Source organism: Kribbella sp. NPDC058693, from assembly GCF_042715335.1.
GTDB lineage: Bacteria > Actinomycetota > Actinomycetes > Propionibacteriales > Kribbellaceae > Kribbella > Kribbella jiaozuonensis.
Genome location: NZ_JBHXSQ010000004.1, coordinates 922695 through 942042, shown reverse-complemented (window position 1 = coordinate 942042; position 19348 = coordinate 922695). Strand labels below are relative to the sequence as shown.

17 protein-coding genes are annotated in these 19348 nt (G+C 67.8%); 9 read left to right on the top strand and 8 right to left on the bottom strand.

Going from position 1 to position 19348, the window contains the following annotated elements; all coding sequences use genetic code 11:
• Window positions 1–46: 46 nt before the first annotated feature.
• From argS to ACFWUU_RS30880, 3 genes are read left to right on the top strand one after another with little or no spacing between them, the layout of a single operon-like run.
• Window positions 47–1693 carry an arginine--tRNA ligase gene (argS, locus tag ACFWUU_RS30890; protein ID WP_380181783.1) on the top strand — a complete coding sequence of 549 codons (1647 nt, stop codon included), beginning with the start codon at window positions 47–49 and terminating at the stop codon, window positions 1691–1693.
• A 16-nt stretch (window positions 1694–1709) separates the two neighbouring features.
• The gene (locus ACFWUU_RS30885) at window positions 1710–2738 is read left to right on the top strand and encodes an alpha/beta hydrolase (RefSeq protein WP_380180716.1); all 1029 of its coding nucleotides are present in this window, start codon (window positions 1710–1712) and stop codon (window positions 2736–2738) included.
• Window positions 2739–2778: 40 nt separating this feature from the next.
• Entirely contained in the window at window positions 2779–3750 is a 972-nt protein-coding gene (locus tag ACFWUU_RS30880) for a GNAT family N-acetyltransferase (RefSeq protein WP_380180714.1), read from the top strand.
• Here ACFWUU_RS30880 and ACFWUU_RS30875 read toward each other — a convergent pair.
• A complete protein-coding gene (locus ACFWUU_RS30875) occupies window positions 3725–5113 on the bottom strand; it encodes an FAD-binding oxidoreductase (RefSeq protein ID WP_380180712.1) in 1389 nt (462 codons plus the stop codon). The genes ACFWUU_RS30880 and ACFWUU_RS30875 overlap by 26 nt on opposite strands.
• Window positions 5114–5267: 154 nt before the next feature.
• Here ACFWUU_RS30875 and ACFWUU_RS30870 point away from each other — a divergent pair, with 154 nt between their 5' ends.
• Window positions 5268–6473, top strand: a complete 1206-nt coding sequence (locus tag ACFWUU_RS30870; RefSeq protein WP_380180710.1) for a DUF2786 domain-containing protein — start codon at window positions 5268–5270, stop codon at window positions 6471–6473.
• Window positions 6470–6988 carry a dTDP-4-dehydrorhamnose 3,5-epimerase family protein gene (locus tag ACFWUU_RS30865; protein WP_380180708.1) on the top strand — a complete coding sequence of 173 codons (519 nt, stop codon included), beginning with the start codon at window positions 6470–6472 and terminating at the stop codon, window positions 6986–6988. The genes ACFWUU_RS30870 and ACFWUU_RS30865 overlap by 4 nt, the downstream gene beginning before the upstream one ends.
• Here the strand turns inward: ACFWUU_RS30865 and ACFWUU_RS30860 are convergent.
• Entirely contained in the window at window positions 6948–7547 is a 600-nt protein-coding gene (locus tag ACFWUU_RS30860) for a TetR/AcrR family transcriptional regulator (protein ID WP_380180706.1), read from the bottom strand. The two genes, ACFWUU_RS30865 and ACFWUU_RS30860, sit on opposite strands and share 41 nt — an antisense overlap.
• A gap of 124 nt (window positions 7548–7671) precedes the next feature.
• On the opposite strand from ACFWUU_RS30860, the gene ACFWUU_RS30855 reads away from it, so the two are divergent.
• Entirely contained in the window at window positions 7672–9165 is a 1494-nt protein-coding gene (locus ACFWUU_RS30855; protein WP_380180704.1) for an MFS transporter, read from the top strand.
• On the opposite strand, the gene ACFWUU_RS30850 is transcribed toward ACFWUU_RS30855, so the two are convergent.
• Genes ACFWUU_RS30850 through ACFWUU_RS30840 form a run of 3 tightly spaced genes read right to left on the bottom strand, consistent with a single transcriptional unit; the run spans window position 9129 to window position 11366 of the window.
• Window positions 9129–9875, bottom strand: a complete 747-nt coding sequence (locus ACFWUU_RS30850) for an SDR family NAD(P)-dependent oxidoreductase (RefSeq protein ID WP_380180701.1) — start codon at window positions 9873–9875, stop codon at window positions 9129–9131. The two genes, ACFWUU_RS30855 and ACFWUU_RS30850, sit on opposite strands and share 37 nt — an antisense overlap.
• Entirely contained in the window at window positions 9868–11118 is a 1251-nt protein-coding gene (locus ACFWUU_RS30845) for an AMP-binding protein (protein WP_380180699.1), read from the bottom strand. Before ACFWUU_RS30845 ends, ACFWUU_RS30850 begins: the two co-directional genes overlap by 8 nt.
• Entirely contained in the window at window positions 11115–11366 is a 252-nt protein-coding gene (locus ACFWUU_RS30840) for a phosphopantetheine-binding protein (protein WP_380180697.1), read from the bottom strand. Before ACFWUU_RS30840 ends, ACFWUU_RS30845 begins: the two co-directional genes overlap by 4 nt.
• 173 nt (window positions 11367–11539) lie before the next feature.
• Here ACFWUU_RS30840 and ACFWUU_RS30835 point away from each other — a divergent pair, with 173 nt between their 5' ends.
• A complete protein-coding gene (locus tag ACFWUU_RS30835) occupies window positions 11540–13963 on the top strand; it encodes a hypothetical protein (protein WP_380180695.1) in 2424 nt (807 codons plus the stop codon).
• A gap of 2 nt (window positions 13964–13965) precedes the next feature.
• Here ACFWUU_RS30835 and ACFWUU_RS30830 read toward each other — a convergent pair whose 3' ends face one another.
• Both ACFWUU_RS30830 and ACFWUU_RS30825 read right to left on the bottom strand, forming a co-directional pair.
• Window positions 13966–15240: an ATP-binding protein gene (locus ACFWUU_RS30830; protein WP_380180693.1), complete on the bottom strand. Its 1275-nt coding sequence runs from the start codon at window positions 15238–15240 to the stop codon at window positions 13966–13968.
• A gap of 71 nt (window positions 15241–15311) precedes the next feature.
• Window positions 15312–16883 carry a glycoside hydrolase family 10 protein gene (locus ACFWUU_RS30825; RefSeq protein ID WP_380180691.1) on the bottom strand — a complete coding sequence of 524 codons (1572 nt, stop codon included), beginning with the start codon at window positions 16881–16883 and terminating at the stop codon, window positions 15312–15314.
• Between the two features lie 84 nt (window positions 16884–16967).
• Between ACFWUU_RS30825 and ACFWUU_RS30820 the strand changes: the two genes are divergently transcribed.
• Together ACFWUU_RS30820 and pseI are read left to right on the top strand one after the other, a co-directional pair.
• Complete coding sequence (locus ACFWUU_RS30820; protein WP_380180689.1) at window positions 16968–17471, top strand: GNAT family N-acetyltransferase; 504 nt, start codon at window positions 16968–16970, stop codon at window positions 17469–17471.
• The gene (pseI, locus tag ACFWUU_RS30815; protein ID WP_380180687.1) at window positions 17471–18520 is read left to right on the top strand and encodes a pseudaminic acid synthase; all 1050 of its coding nucleotides are present in this window, start codon (window positions 17471–17473) and stop codon (window positions 18518–18520) included. The genes ACFWUU_RS30820 and pseI overlap by 1 nt, the downstream gene beginning before the upstream one ends.
• Here the strand turns inward: pseI and ACFWUU_RS30810 are convergent.
• Complete coding sequence (locus ACFWUU_RS30810; RefSeq protein ID WP_380180685.1) at window positions 18517–19173, bottom strand: hypothetical protein; 657 nt, start codon at window positions 19171–19173, stop codon at window positions 18517–18519. The two genes, pseI and ACFWUU_RS30810, sit on opposite strands and share 4 nt — an antisense overlap.
• Between the last annotated feature and the right edge of the window lie 175 nt (window positions 19174–19348).

Genomic DNA, 19348 nt, shown 5'->3' with positions numbered 1-19348 from the left:
CTGTTCCAGTCGCGTCTCTTTGAAGGACCCCGTTATGTCTACAGTTCTGCCTGTCCTTGCCACCAGACTGTCCGCTGCCGCCGAGGCCGCCTTCGGTACGCCGTACGACCCGGAGCTGCGGGCGGCGACCAAGCCTGAGTTCGGCCACTACCAGAGCAATCTCGCGCTCAGAATCGGCAACGCCCAAGGCATGCCGCCGCGGGAGGTCGCCGCGCGCCTGATCGCAGAACTCCGCATAGACGACCTCTGCGAGCAGCCGTCCATCGCGGGCCCGGGGTTCATCAATCTGACACTGCTGCCGGCGACCCTCGCCAAGGCGGTCAACGAGCCGGAAACCTTTACCAGCAACGGCCAACGGGTCGTCGTCGACTACTCGCAGCCGAACGTCGCGAAGCAGATGCATGTCGGCCATCTCCGGTCGACGGTGATCGGCGACGCGCTGTGCAACGTGCTGCAGTACGTCGGGTACGACGTGATCCGGCAGAACCATGTCGGCGACTGGGGCACGCAGTACGGAATGATGATCGAGCAACTGCTCGAGGAGGGCGGTACTGCGGAATCCCTTGATCTGGAGGGATTGCAGCACCTGTACGAGCGGGGCCGGAAGCATTTCGATGCTGACGGCAACTTCGCCGACAAGGCCAGGCTACGGGTCGTCAAACTGCAGTCCGGCGATCCGGAGACGCGGGCGAGTTGGCAACACATGGTCGACGTCTCGCTGGACGACTTCGAGAAGGTCTACGCGCTGCTCGGCTCGAACCTCGTCAGAGAAGACGTGGTGGGCGAAAGCGCCTACAACGACGACCTGCCACAGGTAGTGGCCGAGCTGGACGAGCAAGGCCTCCTGACGGAGTCGGAGGGTGCGATGTGCGCGTTCCTGCCCGGATTCCTCGGTCGCGACGGCAGTCCGCTCCCGGTGATCGTCCGGAAGGCCGACGGCGGCTTCGGCTACAGCGCAACAGACCTGGCCGCAGTACGACACCGGGTCAGCACTCTCCACGCCGACCGGATCGTCTACGTCGTGGACCACCGGCAGGCACTGCACTTTGACATGATCTTCACCCTGGCACGGACCGCGGGCTGGCTGCCGGTCGACGTACCGGCCGAGCACGTGTCGTTCGGAACGGTGCTCGGGCCGAACGGAAAGCCCTTCAAAACAAGAGAAGGCGGGACGGTCAAGCTCGTCGACCTGCTGGAGAGCGCTGTCGCAAAGGCGAGCGTCAGCGGGGAAGCCACCGCGCGGGCAGTCGGGATCGGTGCGGTCAAGTACGCCGACCTGTCGAGCGACCGGGGCAATGACTACGTGTTCGACCTGGACCGGATGGTCGCGATGACCGGCAACACCGGACCGTACCTGCAGTATGCGCACGCCCGGCTCACGAGACTCCTGTCCAAGGCGGACGCGTCAACAGAGGTCACCGAGCTCAAGGACCCCGCCGAGCAGCGGCTGGCCCTCCTCCTTACCGGCTTCGCCGCCGTTGTCGCACAGGTCGGTGAGACCCTGCAGCCGCACCGGCTCTGCACCTATCTGTACGACGTCGCGTCCGCCCTCTCCACCTTCTACGAGCGGTGCCCGGTTCTCGGCAGTGAAGGCGCTACCAGAGCAAGCCGGATCGCCCTCTGCACCGCAACCCGCAACGTGTTGCAGGATGGACTCGGCCTGCTCGGTATCGAGGCCCCTGACGCGATGTGACTCATCGGAGGTACGGATGCTGCCCTGGTCGGCCGAACTCAACGGACGCTTGGACCAACTGACGTTCACCAGCGAACTGCTCCGCGGGAACCCGCTCGGCGATCCGCACGAGCGTCCGGTGCTGGTCTACCTGCCGCCGGGGTACGACGACTCGGAGGACCGCTACCCGTCCATCTACGTGACGATGGGGTACACCGGTCACGTCGGGATGTGGTTCAACCGGACTCCGTTCCGCCAGCCGTACCCGGAGCTGCTGGACGCGATGTTCTCGGACGAGAGCGTCCCGCGGGCAGTAGTGGTTTTCGTCGACTCCTGGACGAAGTACGGCGGCAGCCAGTGTCTCGACTCGCCGGGCACCGGGCAGTACCAGTCGTACCTGTGCGACGAGATCGTGCCGTGGATCGACGCGACGTACCGGACCATTCCCGACCGCGATCATCGCGCTGTGACCGGCAAGTCGAGTGGCGGGTACACGGCGATGGTGATGCCGTTGCTGCGGCCGGATGTGTTCGGCGCGCTCGCTACCCACGCCGGTGACGCGCTCTTCGACGTCTGCTACCGGCCCGAGTTCCCGGAGCGCGCCCGCACGCTGCGGGACAAGTACGAGGGCAGCTACGAGAAGTACTTCGAGGCGCTGGCCACCCGGACCGGTCGTACGACGAACGAGGACCTGCATCTGCTGGAGATGTACGGCTACGCGTCGGCGTACTCCGCTGAGCCCGACGGCACCGTACTGCTGCCGTTCGACGACCTGGGCTCGATCGTCCCGGAGGTCTGGGCGCGCTGGCTGTCGCGGGACCCGGTGGAGATGGTCAAGGAACCGCAGTACGCCGAGGCGCTGCTCTCACTGCGGGCGGTGTGGATCGACGCGGGCAAGCAGGACGAGTACTACCTCGACCTGGGTGCGACCGCGTTCCACCGGGCCGCCCAGCAGGCCGGTCTGCCGGACGAGCGGATGCACTTCGAGCTGTTCGAGGGCACCCACGGCGGCATCGAATACCGGTACCCGATGGCGGTGCGATGGCTCGCCGAGCAGCTGAGCTAATTAACGTGCCTTGGCACCATGGACGCCGTACCTTCGTCCCATGAGCTGGCCGGAGGGGATCCAGGCGCGCCCGATCGACAAGGGTGACGTGGAGGCGTGGGCGGAACTGATGACCGCCAAGGAGAGGGCAGACGAGGACGGCGAGAACTTCGGCGCCGAGGACCTCGCCGAGGAGCTGGAGCTGCCGCATCTGGATCTGGCCAAGGACACCATCGGCCTGTGGTCCGGCGACCGGATGATCGGCTACGGCATCGCACACGTCAGGGCCAACGTGGTCGACGTGGACCGGGTCAACACCGAGGGCACTATCGACCCGGAGTGGCGCCGGCAGGGCCTCGGTACGACGCTGATGCGCTGGCTGATCCAGCGGGCCGGCGAGCTGCACACGGCCGCCCATCCGGAGTACCCCGGTCTGGTCGGCGCGGGTGCAAGCAGCACCAATGCCGGCGCGGACCGACTGCTGCGCAACCTCGGGTTCGAGGAGGCGCGCTACTTCTTCGACATGCGCCGGCCGCTGGACCAGCCGGTACCGCCCGCGCCGGTGCCGGACGGGCTGCGGCTCAGGGCGTACGACACGTCGTACGAGGAGGCGCTGCGGCTGGCCCACTTCGAGGCCTTCTCCGACCACTGGGGCTGGACGCCGCCCACCACGGACGCGTGGCGAGCCCGGAACGTCGGATCACGGGCGTTCCGCGGCGCGCAGTCGTACTGCGTTCTCGACGGCGACACCGTCGCGGCGTACGTCAACGGCTACGAGTGGGAAGCCGACACCGAGGTGACCGGGGTCCGCGAGCTGTACATCGGCCAGGTCGGCACCCGTCGTGCCTACCGTGGCCGTGGACTGGCCCGCGCGGCCCTGGCGAAGGTGCTCGCCAAGGCCGCGGAGGCCGGATACCAGCGGGCTGCGCTCGGCGTCGACGCCGACAACCCCACCGGAGCCCTCGGCCTGTACGAGGGCCTCGGCTTCGTCACTCACAAGAAGTTCATCAGCTACCAGTTGCCGCTGGATTGATGTTCTGGTTCCGGCGGAACACGTTGTCCGGGTCGTACTTCCGCTTGAGCTCGACCAGCCGGGCGTACTTGTCGCCGTACGACGCCTGGATCCGGGCCGCGTCCGGCTCGGCCATACCGTTCACGTAGCTGCCGATGTTGATCGCATACGGCTGGATGGCGTCCCAGAACCCTCGGACCCAGGCACGCTCCGGCTCCAGGGCTTCCGGAACCGGCGCGGTTGCGATGACGAACATCGCGTAGCGCTCGGTCCGTTGCCCGCCGAACGCGGTGGCGTCGTCCGCGGTCTCGAGGTAGCCCTGGTCGAGGTGGTAGATCATCGCGGCCGACATCGGCGACGTCTTGTTCAGCTGTTGTGACGTGTAGACGTCGATCGCCCCGTCGGACAGCGTCTCGAGGTAGGCGCCCTTCTCGTAGTGGTACATGCCCGGGCCGTTCGCCTCGTCGAGCAGCTGCTGTACGGCGACGTACGGCATCAGCGTGACGATCTGGAACAGCGGCGGTATCGACTGCAGCCGAGCGACCGCCTCCGCGTGCTGCTCGGGCGATCCGAAGCCGACGACCACCAGAGCGAACCCTGGCTTGAAGTGATGCTCCTCCGGGACGAACGGCGCCGGCGGCGCGTTCAAGGCGGCGATAACCACGTTGACCTCACGCGGCAGCGTCGGAATCACCTCGCGGGCTGCCCGGAGCAGCTCCGCGCCCTGGTCCTGCCCCCAGAACGCCAGGCCGAAGTTCACGATCGGCCCGGCCTCGTGCAGCCGGAACTCGAACTCGGTGACCACGCCGAAGTTGCCGCCCCCACCGCGCACAGCCCAGAACAGGTCCGCGTTCTCGTCATCTGCGGCGCGCACGATGCTGCCGTCCGCAGTGACCAGCTGGACCGACTCCAGGTTATCGATGGTGAGCCCGTGCATCCGGGTCAGCCAGCCCATGCCGCCGCCGAGCGTGAGCCCGCCGACTCCGGTGTGACCGATCAGCCCGGCCGGTACGGCGAGGCCGTGCTCCTGCGTAGCAGCATCCAGATCCCGCAGCAGCGCACCGCCGCCGACACGAGCACGCCGCGCCTCGGGATCGACCGTGACCTGGTTGAGTTGACTCAGGTCGATCATCAGTCCGCCGTCGACCGACGACAGCCCGGCAATACTGTGCCCACCACCGCGTACGGCGATCTCCAGCCCCTCGGCCACCGCGTACCGAACGGCTGCCTGCACGTCCTCGGCCGAATGAACCTGGGCGATCAGCGCCGGCTCCCGGACGTGCTCCGCGTTCCACAGCCGGCGCGCCGTGTCGTACCCGTCATCTTCCGGTGCGAACACGGCTCCGCTCACGGCCGCGCGCAGTTCCCCCACAGTCTGCGTCATTACAGTCCCCTCCCCGATGTGTTGCCGCCAGGCTAGGTGCCCGGCTCCGCTGCGTCAGCGTCCTTTCGGGCAGCCTGCAGAGTCACGGGGTTTGTCCACAAGGGGAACGATTCCCGTTTGGGCAGGAACTTCGGTGAGTGTCAGACTCGACGACGTGAGTGACGAGGAAATCCTGCGATTGTTACCGATCACGGCTGCTGCCGTGGCGGTGCGCGACGATCGCGCCGACGAACACCTGGCCCGCCTGGGCGCGTACGACGAGCGGGACCAGGCGCAGGTGGATCGTTGCGTGCAGGCGTTCCTCACCGGTCTCCTGCGCACCACGTGGGAGCGCGGCTGGGCGCCGGCCGACGTCGTCCAGCACGGCCGCCGCACTCTGGAGGCCGGCGTCGAGCCGCTGCTGCTGGCCGCGATCTCCGCTGAACACGTGGGCTACAAGGCTTCGACGATCGACTCCCGCTGGCTCGAACAACTGACTGACCTCGGCGTGCCGCAGCCCTTCACAAAGTTGAGCCTCACCGCCTGGGCCGCCGGTGCCCGCGTCGGCCGCTACCTCACCTTGCGCCATGCCCTCTCCCTGGCCGGATTCCTGCAGACGCTCCCGGTCCTGGCGCGTCTCTTTCCGCTTCCTGGTACGCCGGTCCGGCGGGAGCATCACGTCGTACCGGCGAACGGGAAGATGCTGGCGCGGATCCGTGGACTGCTTGCGAAGGCGGAGGCGACCGAGTTCCCGGAGGAGGCGGAGGCGCTGTCGGGGAAGGCGCAGGAGTTGATGGCGAAGTTCTCGCTGGACAGTGCGCTGGTCGAGGCGGACGTGGAGATCCCGGATGACTCGGCGGGCCGGCGACTCTGGGTCGAGACGCCGTACGTCTCGGCCAAGGCGCAACTGGTCGGCGCGGTGGCCTCGGCGAACCGGTGCCGGACGGTCGTGATCGACGAGCTGGCCGTGGTCACCATCGTCGGTGCCGAGGTGGATCTGCAGCACACCGAGATCCTCAGTACGTCGCTGCTGGTGCAGGCGAACCGCGCGATGATTGCCGCTGGCAAGCACATCGGGCATCGGGGTGAGTCCAGGACGCGGTCGTTCCGGCAGTCGTTCCTGATGGCCTATGCGCTGCGGATCGGCGAGCGGTTGGAGCAGACCGCGGCGGCGACACAGGCCGCCGTACCGGAAGCAGATGCGGGTCGGCTGCTGCCGGTGCTGGCCAAGCGGAAGGAGCAGGTGGACGCGCTGTTCGCGCAACTGTTCCCGAATACGACGACCCGGCGGACGCGCATCACCAATGGCGCCGGGTGGCACGCAGGTCTGACGGCCGCTGACCAGGCTCAGCTCGAGGGCCGCCGGCAGGTGCGCCGGTGAAGGTCGAGGAGACGACGATCCCCGGAGTACTGCGGATCGGGCTGGAGGTGAAGCCCAACGACGACGGCTGGTTCAAGGAGAACTTCCACCGAGAGAAGCTGGCCAAGCTCGGGATGGACGTCGTACAGCACAACGTCGCGTACTTCGCCGAGGCGGGGATCGTCCGGGGCATCCATGCGGAGCCGTGGGACAAGTACCTGTCTCCGTCGTCCGGCCGGGTGTTCGTGGCGATCGTCGACCTGCGCGACAACGCGACGTTCGGTCAGGTGGAGACTTTTGAGCTCGGTACTGCGGACGCGTTGTTCGTGCCGCGGGACGTCGGGAACTCGTTCTGCACGTTGACGCCGCACACGACGTACAACTTCCTGGTGAACGAGCACTGGTCGCCGGAGCGGATGGCCGTCGACCTCTTCGATCCGGAGTTGGCGATCGAGTGGCCGATCCAAAAGCTCAGCTACACCGAGCGGGACGCCGCTAACCCTTCGCTGGCGCAGCTGCGGCAGCAGCGGGCCTGAGTCCGCACAGCACGATGTCGAGCAGGCGGTTCGCCTGCTCGGGCTCGATGTCGCGGCCCATGTTGATGCCGCCGACGAGCCGCATCACGTCCGCCAGGTCGAGCTCCTGCCGCACCTCACCGGCCGCCTTCGCCTTGTCCAGCAGGAGTTTTCCGGCGTCCTGCACGTTGACCTTGCAGGCCTTGAAGAACGGCGAGTCCTTGCCCAGAGCAACCGTCAGCTCGCCGGCCAGCGTGCCCTTCGACAGCCCGTACCCGAGGAAGCTACGCAGCCAGGCGGCCAGCGCGTCGAACGGCTCCAGCTCCCGGTCGAACTCGTACGCCCGGTCGCAGACGGACTGGATCTCCTCGACGTAGACCGCCTCGAGCAGCGCGGTCCGGCTCGGGAACCGGCGGTACAGCGTGCCGATGCCGACACCGGCGCGGCGGGCGATCTCCTCCAGCGAGGTATCGGTGCCGTGCTCGGCGAAGGTCTCCCGGGCGGCCGTCACCAGGCGGTCGTAGTTCCGGGCCGCGTCCGCACGGGACGGCCGCGTACACGGCAGGGGTTGCGGCGCCATCCAGCCTCCTCGCACAGGTCCGCTCAGAATATCGCTTGCAAAGCGGAGGATGCCTCCGTATCGTATCCGGAGGAGCGCTCCGCTTTCCTCTCACAACTGTAACCCCTCCGGGGTAAGGAGCAATATGTCGGCAACAGCCGCGGCGCCGGCCGGCGCCAGATCCGGCACGCCCGCTCGGCGGCCGGGGGTAGTTCTCGCAGTCATCCTGGTCACCCAGCTGATGGTGATCCTCGACGGCACCGTGGTGAACATCGCGATGCCGCACATCCAGCAGGCCCTGCACTTCAGCCCGTCCAGCCTGTCGTGGGTGCAGAACGCCTATGCACTCGCGTTCGGCGGCCTGCTGCTGCTCGGCGCCCGCGCCGGTGACCTGCTCGGCCGTCGCCGGGTGTTCATCACCGGTATCAGCGTCTTCACGCTCGCGTCGCTGCTCGGCGGTCTCGCCCCGAACGCGGAGCTGCTGCTCGCCGCCCGCGTACTGCAGGGCATCGGCGGCGCCATCGCCGCGCCGGCCGCGCTGACGCTGCTCATGCTCACGTACCGCGAAGGTCCGGAGCGGATGAAGGCGCTCGGCTACTACAGCCTGGTGTCGTCCGGTGGCGGCAGCGTCGGCCTGGTGCTCGGGGGCATGCTGACCGAATGGGCTTCCTGGCGTTGGGGCCTGTTCGTCAACGTCCCGATCGGTATCGCACTGGTCTTCGCCGCACGACGGGTACTGACCGAGACCGAGCCGGAGACCGGCCGGTTCGACGTGGCCGGAGCGCTCACCTCGACGCTCGGCATCACGTCGCTGGTCTACGGTTTCATCCGGGTCGCCGAGGCCGGCTGGACGTCGGCCGAAGTACTGGCCGCCTTCGCTGTCGGTGTGGTGCTGCTGGTCTCGTTCGTGCTGATCGAGCGTCGGGTCAGTCACCCGATCGTGCCGCTGCGGCTGTTCAAGTCCGCCGCCCGGTCGACGTCGTACCTGACGATGCTGCTGGTCGTCGGGACCATGTTCGGGATGTTCTTCTTCCTGACCCAGTACCTGCAGGGTGTGCTCGCGCTCAGCCCGCTGGCTGCCGGTCTGGCCTTCCTGCCGATGACCGGTCTGCTGTTCACGGCGTCACGCGTCGTACCGCGGCTGGTCGCCCGGATCGACGGCGCGAAGCTGATGCTGGCGGGATCCACGCTGGTCGCGCTGGGGACGGTGTGGCTGACCCGGCTGGACGCGCACAGCACGTACCTGCACGACGTGGTCGGTCCGCTGCTGCTGTTCGGCGGTGGCGCCGGGATGATCTTCATCCCGCTGGTCGGCCGGGCCATCTCCGGTGTCGCACCGGAGGACTCGGGCGCCGCGTCAGGCATGCTGAACGTGGTCCAGCAGGTCGGCGGCGCACTGGGCCTGGGCATCCTGGTCACGATCTTCGGTACGGCGAGCCGCAACTCGACCTCCGTCGTACCGCGTCAGGTCCTGGTCGATGGGGTCCACGCGGCGTTCATCGGTGCGCTGGTGTACGCCGGTCTGACCCTTGCCATGATCGTGATCAGCGTCCGGCCGTGGACCTGGCTCCGGCGCGAACCGGAGCCGGTCGAGAGCCTGACTCAGATGGAGGCGGCGCCGTCCACGACGAGCACCTGACCGTTGAGGTTCGTGTTCTCCAGCAGGAGCATGCGAACGATCGGGAGCACGTCCTCCGGCTCGGTCAGGTGGCCTGTCGGAGTACGGCGAACGATCTGGTCGAGCTGGGTCTGACCTAGGACCGCGGACATCTCCGAGGCGAAGAAACCCGGCGCGACCGAGTTGGCAAGGATGCGGCCACCGAGCTCACGAGCGAGTGAGCGGGTGGCCGCGTCCATGCCGCCCTTGGTGGCCGAGTACGCGACCAGGCCGGGATAGCCGCGTTGCGCGCAGATCGACGTGATGTTGACGATCCGGCCCTTCAGGCCCTTCGCGAGCATCCGGCGCAGGACGAAGCGGGTCAGGATCAACGGCGAGGTCAGGTTGGTCTGGATGATCTCGGCCAGGTGTTCGGCCGAGGTGTGGACGTGCAACGAGTCCTGGCCGATCGCCGCATTGTTGACCAAGGCATCGATCGGCCCCAGGGTGCTCTCGACTGCCTTGACGAACGCCTGTGCTGCCTGGGCGTCGTTGACGTCGACGGATCCGTAGTACAGGTGGTCCGGGTACTTCTCGCCGAGCGCGGTCAGCTCGGGCGTGACGGTCCGGGCGAACGCAGCGACCTTGAGCCCGGCCGCGAGCAGGTCGGTGACGATCGCCAGGCCGAGACCGCGCGAGCCGCCCGACACCAGCACGACCGAGGCCGGCGGGACAAGACTGACTTCAGACATCACTCTTCAGGGTTTCCTTCTGCGGGATCTCGTCGAGGAACTTGATCCTCCGGGGTACGCCGTAATCGGGCAGGCGGGTCGAGCACCACTGGACCAGGTCGGCGTCCGTGATCGGGCCGAGCGCACGATTCGGCACGACCTCGGCCGCGACCATCCGGCCGACCAACGGTGCCTTCCGCGCGAACACCCGCGCCCACGCGACACCCGGATGACCCATCAGCACGCTGCGGACCACACCGGCCGACACCTTCGACCCACCGACGTTGATCTCGTCGGTGTCCAGGCGTCCGGTGATCAGCACGCGGTCGCCGTCGTACTCGATCCGGTCGCCCGTGTGTACGGCGCCGACCAGACCCGCGCCGTGGTGCGGCGAGCGAATCACCAGCTCGTCGCCCTCGACGGTCAGCATCGGACGCTCCGGGTCGGGCTCGCGGTCCAGCCAGGACTTGGGGAACCCGGCCTTGCCGTCGTGCACCACGATCGAGGCGCCGACCTCGGACGACGCGTAGATCCAGGAGATGCGGGTCTTGGGGAAGATCTCGCGCAACTGGTCGAGGATCGCCTGGTCGACGGGCTCGCCGCCGAGCGTGATCTGCTCCAGCGGTACGCGGGCGAGCGCGTCGGCGTCGCGGTAGATCGCCTGCCGCCAGAACGTCGGCGTACCCGAGGCTGCGGTGACGCCGTGCTCGGCGGCGATCGTCGGCCACTCCTCGAGCTCGCTCGGCTCGATCACGACCAGGCCCTGGTCGGCCTGGGTGAGCGAGAGTGTGACGACCTGCCACCACGCGTACGTGCCGGGCGAGTACGGCAGCAGCCAGGTGCGCGGCGGTTGATCGGCCGTGACCGTGGTCAGGGATTCGAGCGTGTGGCCGATGCGCTTCGGGCGACCGGTCGAGCCGGACGTGAGCAGCCAGGCGCGGCCGGACTCCTCGACGCGCTTCAGCTTGGCCGGGGTCACTGCCCCATCGGGCAGGACGATGGCGAACCCGGACTCGCCCAGCTCCTCGCGCGTCCGCATGTCGACGCGGGACTCCGTGGCGACGAGCAGCTCGGTGCCGTGGACCGCGTGATGACGAACGGCCGCGAGCGCGTCGGCGCCGCTGTCGACGAGGACTGCAGCGGGTGACGGCAGCTGCGGCAGCTTGTGCAGCGTCCGCCAGGTCAGGCGCTTACCGGCGACGACGACGGTGTTGTCATCGCCGATCAGGGCGGTGGTCCGGCGGCGGCTGGTCACGGCCGTCACGCAGGCTGAAGCTGCTCGATGAAGTCCAGTACGTCGCCGACCGTCGCGATCCGGCGCAGCCCAGGGGCATCGAAGTTCAGCTCGTCGCCCAGCTCGTCCTCCACCCGGAGGGCCAGCTCGGAGAAGTCCAGCGATCGGAACCCGATCTCGCGGAGGTCCGCTGTGTCGTCGGCCGGCAATGACCGGCCCTGGGCCGTCATCACCTCACCCATCATCTCCCTGACCCGACCCCGCGCCACCGAACTCATAGTCCCGAAGCCTAGCGGGTCACCATGGACTGCCCAGGCTGTCAGCCGTTTGACCATCCGGACCTCCCGGCGACTTCGGGGTCTGGGAGATTACTGAGTGTAAATGCGAACTTCACCGTGGTAAACGGCTCACCGGCCACGAACGGGACTCGTCGGACTCATACACTTGCGCGATGATCAGAGCGGGCAGGCGCCGTACTGCGGGACGCAGCAAGCGGATCGCGGCCCTGGCGAGCCTGCCCGTACTGCCGCTGGCCTGGTTCGTCGCGCTGCAGGAACATCCGCCCTGGATGCCCGCGGCGTACCTCGGTTATCTGCTGGTCGTGATCGTCGTACCGGGCACGCTGTTCTGGCGTCGGTTGACCGGTGGCGTCGGCTGGTTCTCGGCCGACATCGTCCTCGGTACTGCGTTCGGACTGGCCGTCGAGGCGCTGGTCTACCCGATCGGGATGCTGTTCAAGATGCCGTTCGCGGCGTTGCTGATGCCTGCGCTGGCGTTCGGGGTATGGCGTGCGCTGCCGCCGCGCAAACTGCCGGAGCGGCCGACGCCGTGGTGGTCGGTGGCCGGCGCGATGGTCGCGGTCGGTGTCGCGGCCGCGTGGTTCGTACGCGTCGGCTCGCGGCTCATTCCGCTCGACGGGTCGGAGGCGCTGCGGCCCAACTCGGACGCCCCCCACAACCTCGCGCTGGCAGGTGAACTGACGCACCACTTCCCGCCGCGCGTCCCGCACGCCGATGGCGGGTGGCTGACGAGCCACTGGGCGGCGTACGACCACATTGCGTCCGTGCACTGGATCACTAGCGTGCCGCTCGACGTACTGACGCATCGGATGGTGCCGTTCGCGTGGATCTTGCTGACCGTGCTGGGCGCGGCTGCGGTCGGGATGGTGTTGACGGGTCGTGCAGTGGCCGCGCCGATCGCTGCTGGGCTCGTGGTGGCCGGAGGCGATCTGGTTGCGTGGCCGTGGGCCGTGTCCGATCGGGTGTTCGCGGACGGGCCGTTTTCGCTCGGTCAGCTGACCAATCCGCCGCAGGCGTTCTCCACGGTCTTGCTGCTGCCGTTGATCGCGGTCACTGCGTTGCTCCTGCGACGTAGTACGGCGAAAACGCGGGGTGAGGTGTTTCGGCTTTACGTTGCAGCCGGTGTGCTCATTGCCGCGCTGGCATTGACGAAAGCGACCGCACTGCCCGTCTACGCGACCGGTCTGGCGGTTGCGTGGATCTATCTGACGGTCCGCGCCGGTCGGCTCAATCTGCGCGCATTGGTTCTTGGCGTGGTCGTCGCAGCGGCGTACGCGTTGACGTTTTTCTTCGTACTGCGCGGTGCCGCGTCGAGCGTGCGGTTCGATCCGGGAGCGACGTTCGACAGCCTGGCGGATCGGATGGGTGGCGGGAACGCTGTCCCGGTCATCGCGGCGGTGGTCGTGGTCGGGTGGGTCATGCCTGTGGTCGGGGCGTTGCTGATCGAGCGGCGGTTGGCGCGGGATCCGATGGTGGTCTTCCTGCTGGCTGCGTTCGTTGCCGCGGTGCTGGGGGCGTCGCTGTTGGCCGATCGTGGTGACACGCAACTGTTCTTCGTACGGACCGGGTTCATGTTCGGCGTACTGCTTGCGACGTGGGGGCTGGGGTCGCTGGAGCGGCGTCAGTTCTGGATCGCTGCGGTTGCACTCGCGATCGGCGCCGCGGCGATCTACTGGGGTCGCTACCGGTCGGACAGGTCGTGTACGTCGAGCAACTGCTTCGGGCAGGGTCTCGTTGTCGCACTGGTGATCGCCGTGATCGGCATCGGCGTATTCGGGCTGGTGCTGCGCGGCTCCCGGCGTACGTGGGCCGTCATCGCGGTGGCGGTGCTGTTGGGTACGACGGTGTCGCCGACGGTCGCGTCGATACGGAAGTTCGCCAGCCCGCCGCTGACGTCGTACGAGTCGATCGCACCGGGCGGGATCGAGGCGGCGCGCTTCATCCGCCGCAACTCCGGCTCCGACGACCGCATCGCCACCAATCTGCACTGCCACCAGGCACGGGCGTCCCACTGCCAGACCGGCTCGTACTGGATCGCCGGGTACGCCGAGCGGCGCGTGCTGGTCCAGGGGTGGTCGTACCAGACCCGCGTCGACGACACCTATCCCGCTGGGGTCCAAGGCCCGTACTGGGATCAGGAACAACTCCAACTGAACGACGAGGTCTTCACCAACCCCACCCGCCAGCTGATCGAGACCCTACGCACGAAGTACGACGTCCAGTGGCTGCTTCTCGACGACCGCGTCAGCGCACCCCCGAAGAACCTGGACAAGCTCACCGAGCTCAGGTTCCAACTAGGCACAGTCCGCGTCTACCAGATCTACCCACCACCCCCAGAAACCCCCTTCCCCACCAGAACCCCCTCCCCAACAGGAAGCCCGACCCAATCCCCCAGCTTCCCCACGGGCACACCAAGCTCCTCAACAACCACATCCACTTTCCCAACCACCCCCCAGTCCCCAGGCCAGACCCAACCAACCCAGCCCTTCCCCACAGGCAGCCTGCCAACCAACACCGTGCCAACCGACCCACTCCCGCCCCAGCAAACAACCACGCCACCACTCAAGAGCCCGTAGGTTCAGGGTCCGAGGAGCGCGGCCGGAACGACGAGAATCCCGTCCTGACGGCGGTAGGCCTCCGTGCCGGTACAGATCACCATCGCATCCAGAAGATCCGCACCGATCTCGGATCGCAACCACAGCAGGTGTTTGACGTCGTCGTCGGTCACGAACGGTGTCAGCTTGACCTCGATGGCCAGCACCCGGTGATCGGCGCGCTCGACGATCAGGTCCACCTCGTGGTCGCCGTTCCTGGTCCGAAGATGACGGACGGCCGCTTCGGCAGCCTGGGCATAAACCCTCACGTCGAGAGTGACCAGCGATTCGAAGAGCTGTCCGAGCAGCACGCCGTCGCGGATCCGCGGATGTCCCCTGGTCGCATCGTCGAGCAGCGCGTCCACGCCGACCCCGAGGAGAGCCGCCGCGAGCGCCGGGTCGGCTAGATGGTGCTTCGGCGACGAAGCAAGCCGGCTGAGGCGGTTGCGGGTCGGCAACCAGGCCTCCACGGGCTCGAGCAGCCACAGCTGACTGAGCACATCGCGATACGCCATGGTCGTCGTCTTGGCCGGCTTGTCGCTGTCACCTGCGGTCGCGGCGTCAAGGATCGCGTTGTACGACGCGGTGGTCGCGGTGGCGGCGGCGTACGCGGCCAACCACGCGCGCAGGGTGGCGGGACGTCGTACCAGGTGTCCTTGCTCGGGAAAGTCTCGTTCGACGATCCGGTCGAGGTATCCGGCAAGCTGGGCACGCCGAGGCCGGTCGGTGAGCGGCCTGATGCCGGGGAAGCCCGACCGGACGATCTCTTCGGTGTAGTGCGCCAACTGCACCTCGGTCGTACCGTCCACAGGTCCCTTCGCGCCGGTCAGCAGACTCCGGATGCTGACGGTCGGCGACTCGACCCCGCGCTCGGAGAGCGACATCGGACGCATACGCAGGCGGACGATCCGGCCAGCCCCGGAATGCGTCGGTGCGCTGACCGGGCTTGCGCTGCCGGTCAGCAGGAAGCGGCCCGGCGTCGCGTCCCGATCGACGCTACGCCGGACCTGGTCCCAGACCGGTGGATGCAGCTGCCATTCGTCGACCAGCACCGGCGGCTCAGCCCGATCCAGCCGATCCGGATCCGCCTCCAGCAGAAGTCGTCGGGCCGGGTCGTCAAGCGCATAGACAGTCTGCGCCCGCCGAACCGCGGTTGCCGTCTTGCCCACGCCTTTCGGGCCATCGAGCGTGACCGCCGGCAGGCCGGCGAGCAACTCGTCCAGCTCCGCGTCGACGATCCGTTCCACGTACGCATCCATGCCACCAGACTACCGTTAGCAGCAGTTGAACACTACCGTTAGCAGGACCTCAACACTACCGTTAGCAGATCTCAGCGGAGCGAGATGGTGGGGATGGCGATGCTTTGGTTGGAGAGGCGGTCTAGGGCTGTGACGGTGTAGAGGTAGGGCTTGCCTGGGGTGGCTGTGGGGTCTAGGTAGGACTGGGCGGCGCCCGTCGAGCGGACGGTGGTGAGGAGGTTGCGGGCGTCGTTGTCGGGGCAGTGGTCGGTGCCTAGGAGGTCGCGGCGGTAGATGGCGTAGGACGTGGTGTCCTTTGAGGTGCGGGACCACTTGAGTTGTACGCCGTCGGCGGTGCGGCTGGCGTGGACTGCGTGGGCGGGGAGGGGCGGGCGGGAGTCGAGGGCGGGCATCGCGGGGATGAGGGCCGGCTTGGTGTACCAGGTGTTGTTGAGGAGGGTGGTTGCGCCAAGGCGGTCGGCGCGGACGTCCTTGGCGGAGAAGTAGATGTTGCCCTTCACCTCGGGGATCGCGCTGTCGAACGCCAGGTGGTCGCTCAGCTCCTGCGGGTCGGACCAGTCCGGCGACTGGGTCGACGTACCGACCTTGTACGTCGCCTCGCCGATGTAGAGGTGGACGTGCGTACCGCGGACCTGGTCGGCCCACCACGGGACGATCTTGTTGTAGTCGGCGGGTGCGAATCCGCCGGCCCAATAGACCTGCGGGACGATGTAGTCGATCCACTCCTCGCGGACCCACTTGCGGGTGTCCGCCGCGAGGTCGTCGTACGTCTGCACGCCGGCAGTGGTGTCGGTGCCCTCCGGGTCGGTCGCCTTGTTCCGCCAGACCGCGAACGGCGAGATGCCGAACTTGATCCACGGCTTGATCGCGTGCATCTTCTGGCTGAGCTCGCTGATCAGCAGGTCGATGTTGTGCCGCCGCCAGGCCTGCAGGTCGGTGTAGCCGTCGGCGTACTGCGCGAACGTCGCGGCGTCATCGAACGTCTGGCCCGCGACCGGGTACGGGTAGAAGTAGTCGTCGAAGTGCACGCCGTCGATGTGGTACCGCGAGACCGCGTCCATGATCGCGTCCTCGACCAGCTTGCGGGCCGCCGGGATGCCGGGGTTGTAGTAGAGCTTCCCGCCGTACGTGACGACCCAGTCGGGGTGCAGCCGCGCCGGGTGGGTCGGGATGAGCGCGTTGATGTCGGTGCCCATCGAGAGCCGGTACGGGTTGAACCACGCGTGCAGCTCGAGATTCCGCTTGTGCGCCTCGGCGACCGCGAACGCCAGCGGGTCGTAGCCAGGGTCGCCGCCCTGGGTTCCGGTCAGGTACTGCGACCAGGGCTCGACCTTCGACGGCCAGAACGCGTCCGCGGTCGGACGCACCTGCAGGACGACCGCGTTGTGGTGCTGACGGACCGCGTCGTCGAGCCAGCCGATCAGTTCGGCCTGCTGCTGCGCGGCGCTCAGACCGGTCTTCGACGGCCAGTCGATGTTCACCACCGACGAGACCCAGCTCGCCCGGAACTGCCGTAGCGGTGTGGTCGCGCTGGGAGCGCACGACTGCTGGTCAACCGGCGCAGCAGATGCCGTACCGGTCAGCCCGCTCATCAGCAGGCCCGCTGTCACGCCCAAGACACCCATGGCTCGCCAGACTCTCATGTCACTCTCCGACCGTCGTTCAACCTGAAGTCGAAAGATGTTTACACAGACAGGCGCTTGAAGAGAAGACGCTAGGTTAGGTACATGCTGCGGACTGCGACTGAAGCCGACGTCGACACCATCCGACGGCTCCGGAATCAGCAGGCCAATCGCGACGTCAGCATCACCTCGCACGAGATCTCGGCGGACGAGCACGCAGCGTGGTGGGCGAAGACCTCGGTCGATCCCAGCCGCCGGGTCCTGATCTACGAACGGGACGGCGCGACCGCCGGCGTGGTGAGCTTCTTCGACCTCGACGGTTCGTCGGGCGCGTGGGGCTTCTTCCTGGACGCCGACGGGCTCGCCGAGCGTGGCGAGACGCTGCCCGCGTGGATCGAGGTGATGCGCGAGGCCACGGCGTACGCGTTCGACGAACTCGGTCTCGACGTACTCACCGGTGAGGTGCTGGAGCACAACGCTGTGGTCCGGCAGATGAACCGGCGCTTCCGGTTCGTCGAAGGTACGCCGGAGGTCCGGTACGCCGATGGCCGCGAGCTCACCGTGATACCTATCAGCCTGCGCAAGCAGGATCGACGCAAGGGGAAGTAATGAGCACCATCGACATCGGCGGTGTGCCGGTCGGACCGGATCACCAGCCGTTCGTCATCGCCGAGATGTCCGGGAACCACAACGGTGACCTGGCGCGGGCGCTGGACATCGTCCGGGCGGTCGCGGATTCCGGCGCGCAGGCGCTGAAGCTGCAGACGTACACCGCCGACACGATGACGCTCGACCTCGACCTGCCGGCGTTCCGGCTGCCGGCGGAGCACGAGCTGTGGAGCGAGGCGCGGCTGTACGACCTGTACGAGGAGGCGCACACCCCGTGGGCGTGGCACGAGCCGATCTTCGAGCTCGCGACGTCGCTCGGGCTGGTCGCGTTCTCGTCCGCGTTCGACCAGACCGCGATCGACTTCCTCGAGAAGCTGAACGTGCCGGCGTACAAGGTCGCGTCGAACGAGATCGGCGACCTGCCGCTGGTCCGCGGGATGGCGGAGACCGGGAAGCCGATCATCATCTCCACCGGCTCCGCGACACTCACCGACATCGACGCCGCGGTCCGGGCGGCACGCTCGACCGGCAACGAGAAGATCATCGTGCTGTCGTGTACGGCGAGTTATCCCGCCCCGCCGGAGCAGTCGAACCTGCGCGGCATCCCGGTCCTGCGCGACGCCCTCGGCGTACAGGTCGGCCTGTCCGACCACACGATGGGCATCGGCGCTGCGGTGGCAGCTGTGGCGCTCGGGGCGACCGTGATCGAGAAGCACGTGACGCTGAAGCGCGTCGATGGGGGCGTCGACTCGGCGTTCTCGCTCGAGCCGTGGGAGCTGGAGCTCTTGGTCGAGAGCACCCGCGTCGCCCAGCTCTCGTTGGGCAAGCCGGTGATCGGTCCCAAGCAGGCCGAAGAGAACGTGCTCCGCTTCCGCCGCTCCCTCTACGTCACCCACGACGTCCGGGCCGGCGACCCCATCACCCCCGAAAACGTCCGCTCCATCCGCCCAGCAGGCGGCCTGGCCCCCGACCTCTTCCAACAGGTCGCAGGCCGCCCGTTCCGCACCGACACCAAGGCCGGCACGCCCCTCACCTGGGACCTGCTCTAGCGCATCGGGGTCAGGGTTTTCAGGCTGTCCCGGGCTTTGGTTGCGAAGGCGAGGAAGGGCTGTTCGGGGTTGACGAAGGCGTCCAGGCGGACGAGGACGACGTACGTCGGGGTGCGGTACTGCAAGGTCCGCTCGGTGTAGGTCTGGGCGCCGACCGGGTACGTGCGGACGATGTAGCGGGCTCGGACGCCGTAGCCGGGTAGAGCGCGCTCGACGACCGAGGCGCGAGGCTTGCCGTCGATCAGGATGTGGGCGCACTCGGGTGGTGTCGGCAGGCGCTGGTCGAGGAGCCGGTCGCCGAGCGCGCCGGCCAGCTCGACGACGTTGACGCTGACGAACGGGCGCGCATTGCCGCTCCTCTGTCCGAGGGCGGCGAACCCCACGGCGGACGGTGTGCTCGGCGCGATGAAATCGCCGGGTATGCCGGGGACGCCCTGGTAGCGGATGACGTCCCGGCAGATCGCCGGTTCGACCTTCGAGGCGGCCAGCGGATCCGGCCGCCAGGTCGCAGTGGCCGCCGGTGGATAGGGGTCCAGCGACTTCTCCAGCTTGTGCGTCCCGTACGCCGCCGGAAGCGCGAACTGCAGGTCGTTCGCGCTGTACCGGAACTCGGCCGGCGTGGGAGTCGTCGACGCCCGAGGGACCGTCGCCATTGTCGAAGGCACCGGTGTGGCGGGCGGTGCAGTGTGGTCGGTTGCCCGGTCCGACGTCGTACAGCCTGCGAGTGTCAGCACCAGGCAGACAGCCGCCGTGGACCACCGGGTCACTCGGGTCCCTCCCCCTGGGATCATGTTCTGTCTGATGCATGCTACGCAGGAAAGGTTGGCC

Coding starts and splice junctions, on each gene's coding strand:
- ACFWUU_RS30885 (WP_380180716.1), top strand. CDS start 1,710: ATGCTGCCCTGGTCGGCCGAACTCAACGGACGCTTGGACCAACTGACG.
- ACFWUU_RS30880 (WP_380180714.1), top strand. CDS start 2,779: ATGAGCTGGCCGGAGGGGATCCAGGCGCGCCCGATCGACAAGGGTGAC.
- ACFWUU_RS30875 (WP_380180712.1), bottom strand. CDS start 5,113: ATGACGCAGACTGTGGGGGAACTGCGCGCGGCCGTGAGCGGAGCCGTG.
- ACFWUU_RS30860 (WP_380180706.1), bottom strand. CDS start 7,547: ATGGCGCCGCAACCCCTGCCGTGTACGCGGCCGTCCCGTGCGGACGCG.
- ACFWUU_RS30855 (WP_380180704.1), top strand. CDS start 7,672: ATGTCGGCAACAGCCGCGGCGCCGGCCGGCGCCAGATCCGGCACGCCC.
- ACFWUU_RS30850 (WP_380180701.1), bottom strand. CDS start 9,875: ATGTCTGAAGTCAGTCTTGTCCCGCCGGCCTCGGTCGTGCTGGTGTCG.
- ACFWUU_RS30840 (WP_380180697.1), bottom strand. CDS start 11,366: ATGAGTTCGGTGGCGCGGGGTCGGGTCAGGGAGATGATGGGTGAGGTG.
- ACFWUU_RS30835 (WP_380180695.1), top strand. CDS start 11,540: ATGATCAGAGCGGGCAGGCGCCGTACTGCGGGACGCAGCAAGCGGATC.
- ACFWUU_RS30830 (WP_380180693.1), bottom strand. CDS start 15,240: ATGGATGCGTACGTGGAACGGATCGTCGACGCGGAGCTGGACGAGTTG.
- ACFWUU_RS30825 (WP_380180691.1), bottom strand. CDS start 16,883: ATGAGAGTCTGGCGAGCCATGGGTGTCTTGGGCGTGACAGCGGGCCTG.
- ACFWUU_RS30820 (WP_380180689.1), top strand. CDS start 16,968: ATGCTGCGGACTGCGACTGAAGCCGACGTCGACACCATCCGACGGCTC.
- pseI (WP_380180687.1), top strand. CDS start 17,471: ATGAGCACCATCGACATCGGCGGTGTGCCGGTCGGACCGGATCACCAG.
- ACFWUU_RS30810 (WP_380180685.1), bottom strand. CDS start 19,173: ATGGCGACGGTCCCTCGGGCGTCGACGACTCCCACGCCGGCCGAGTTC.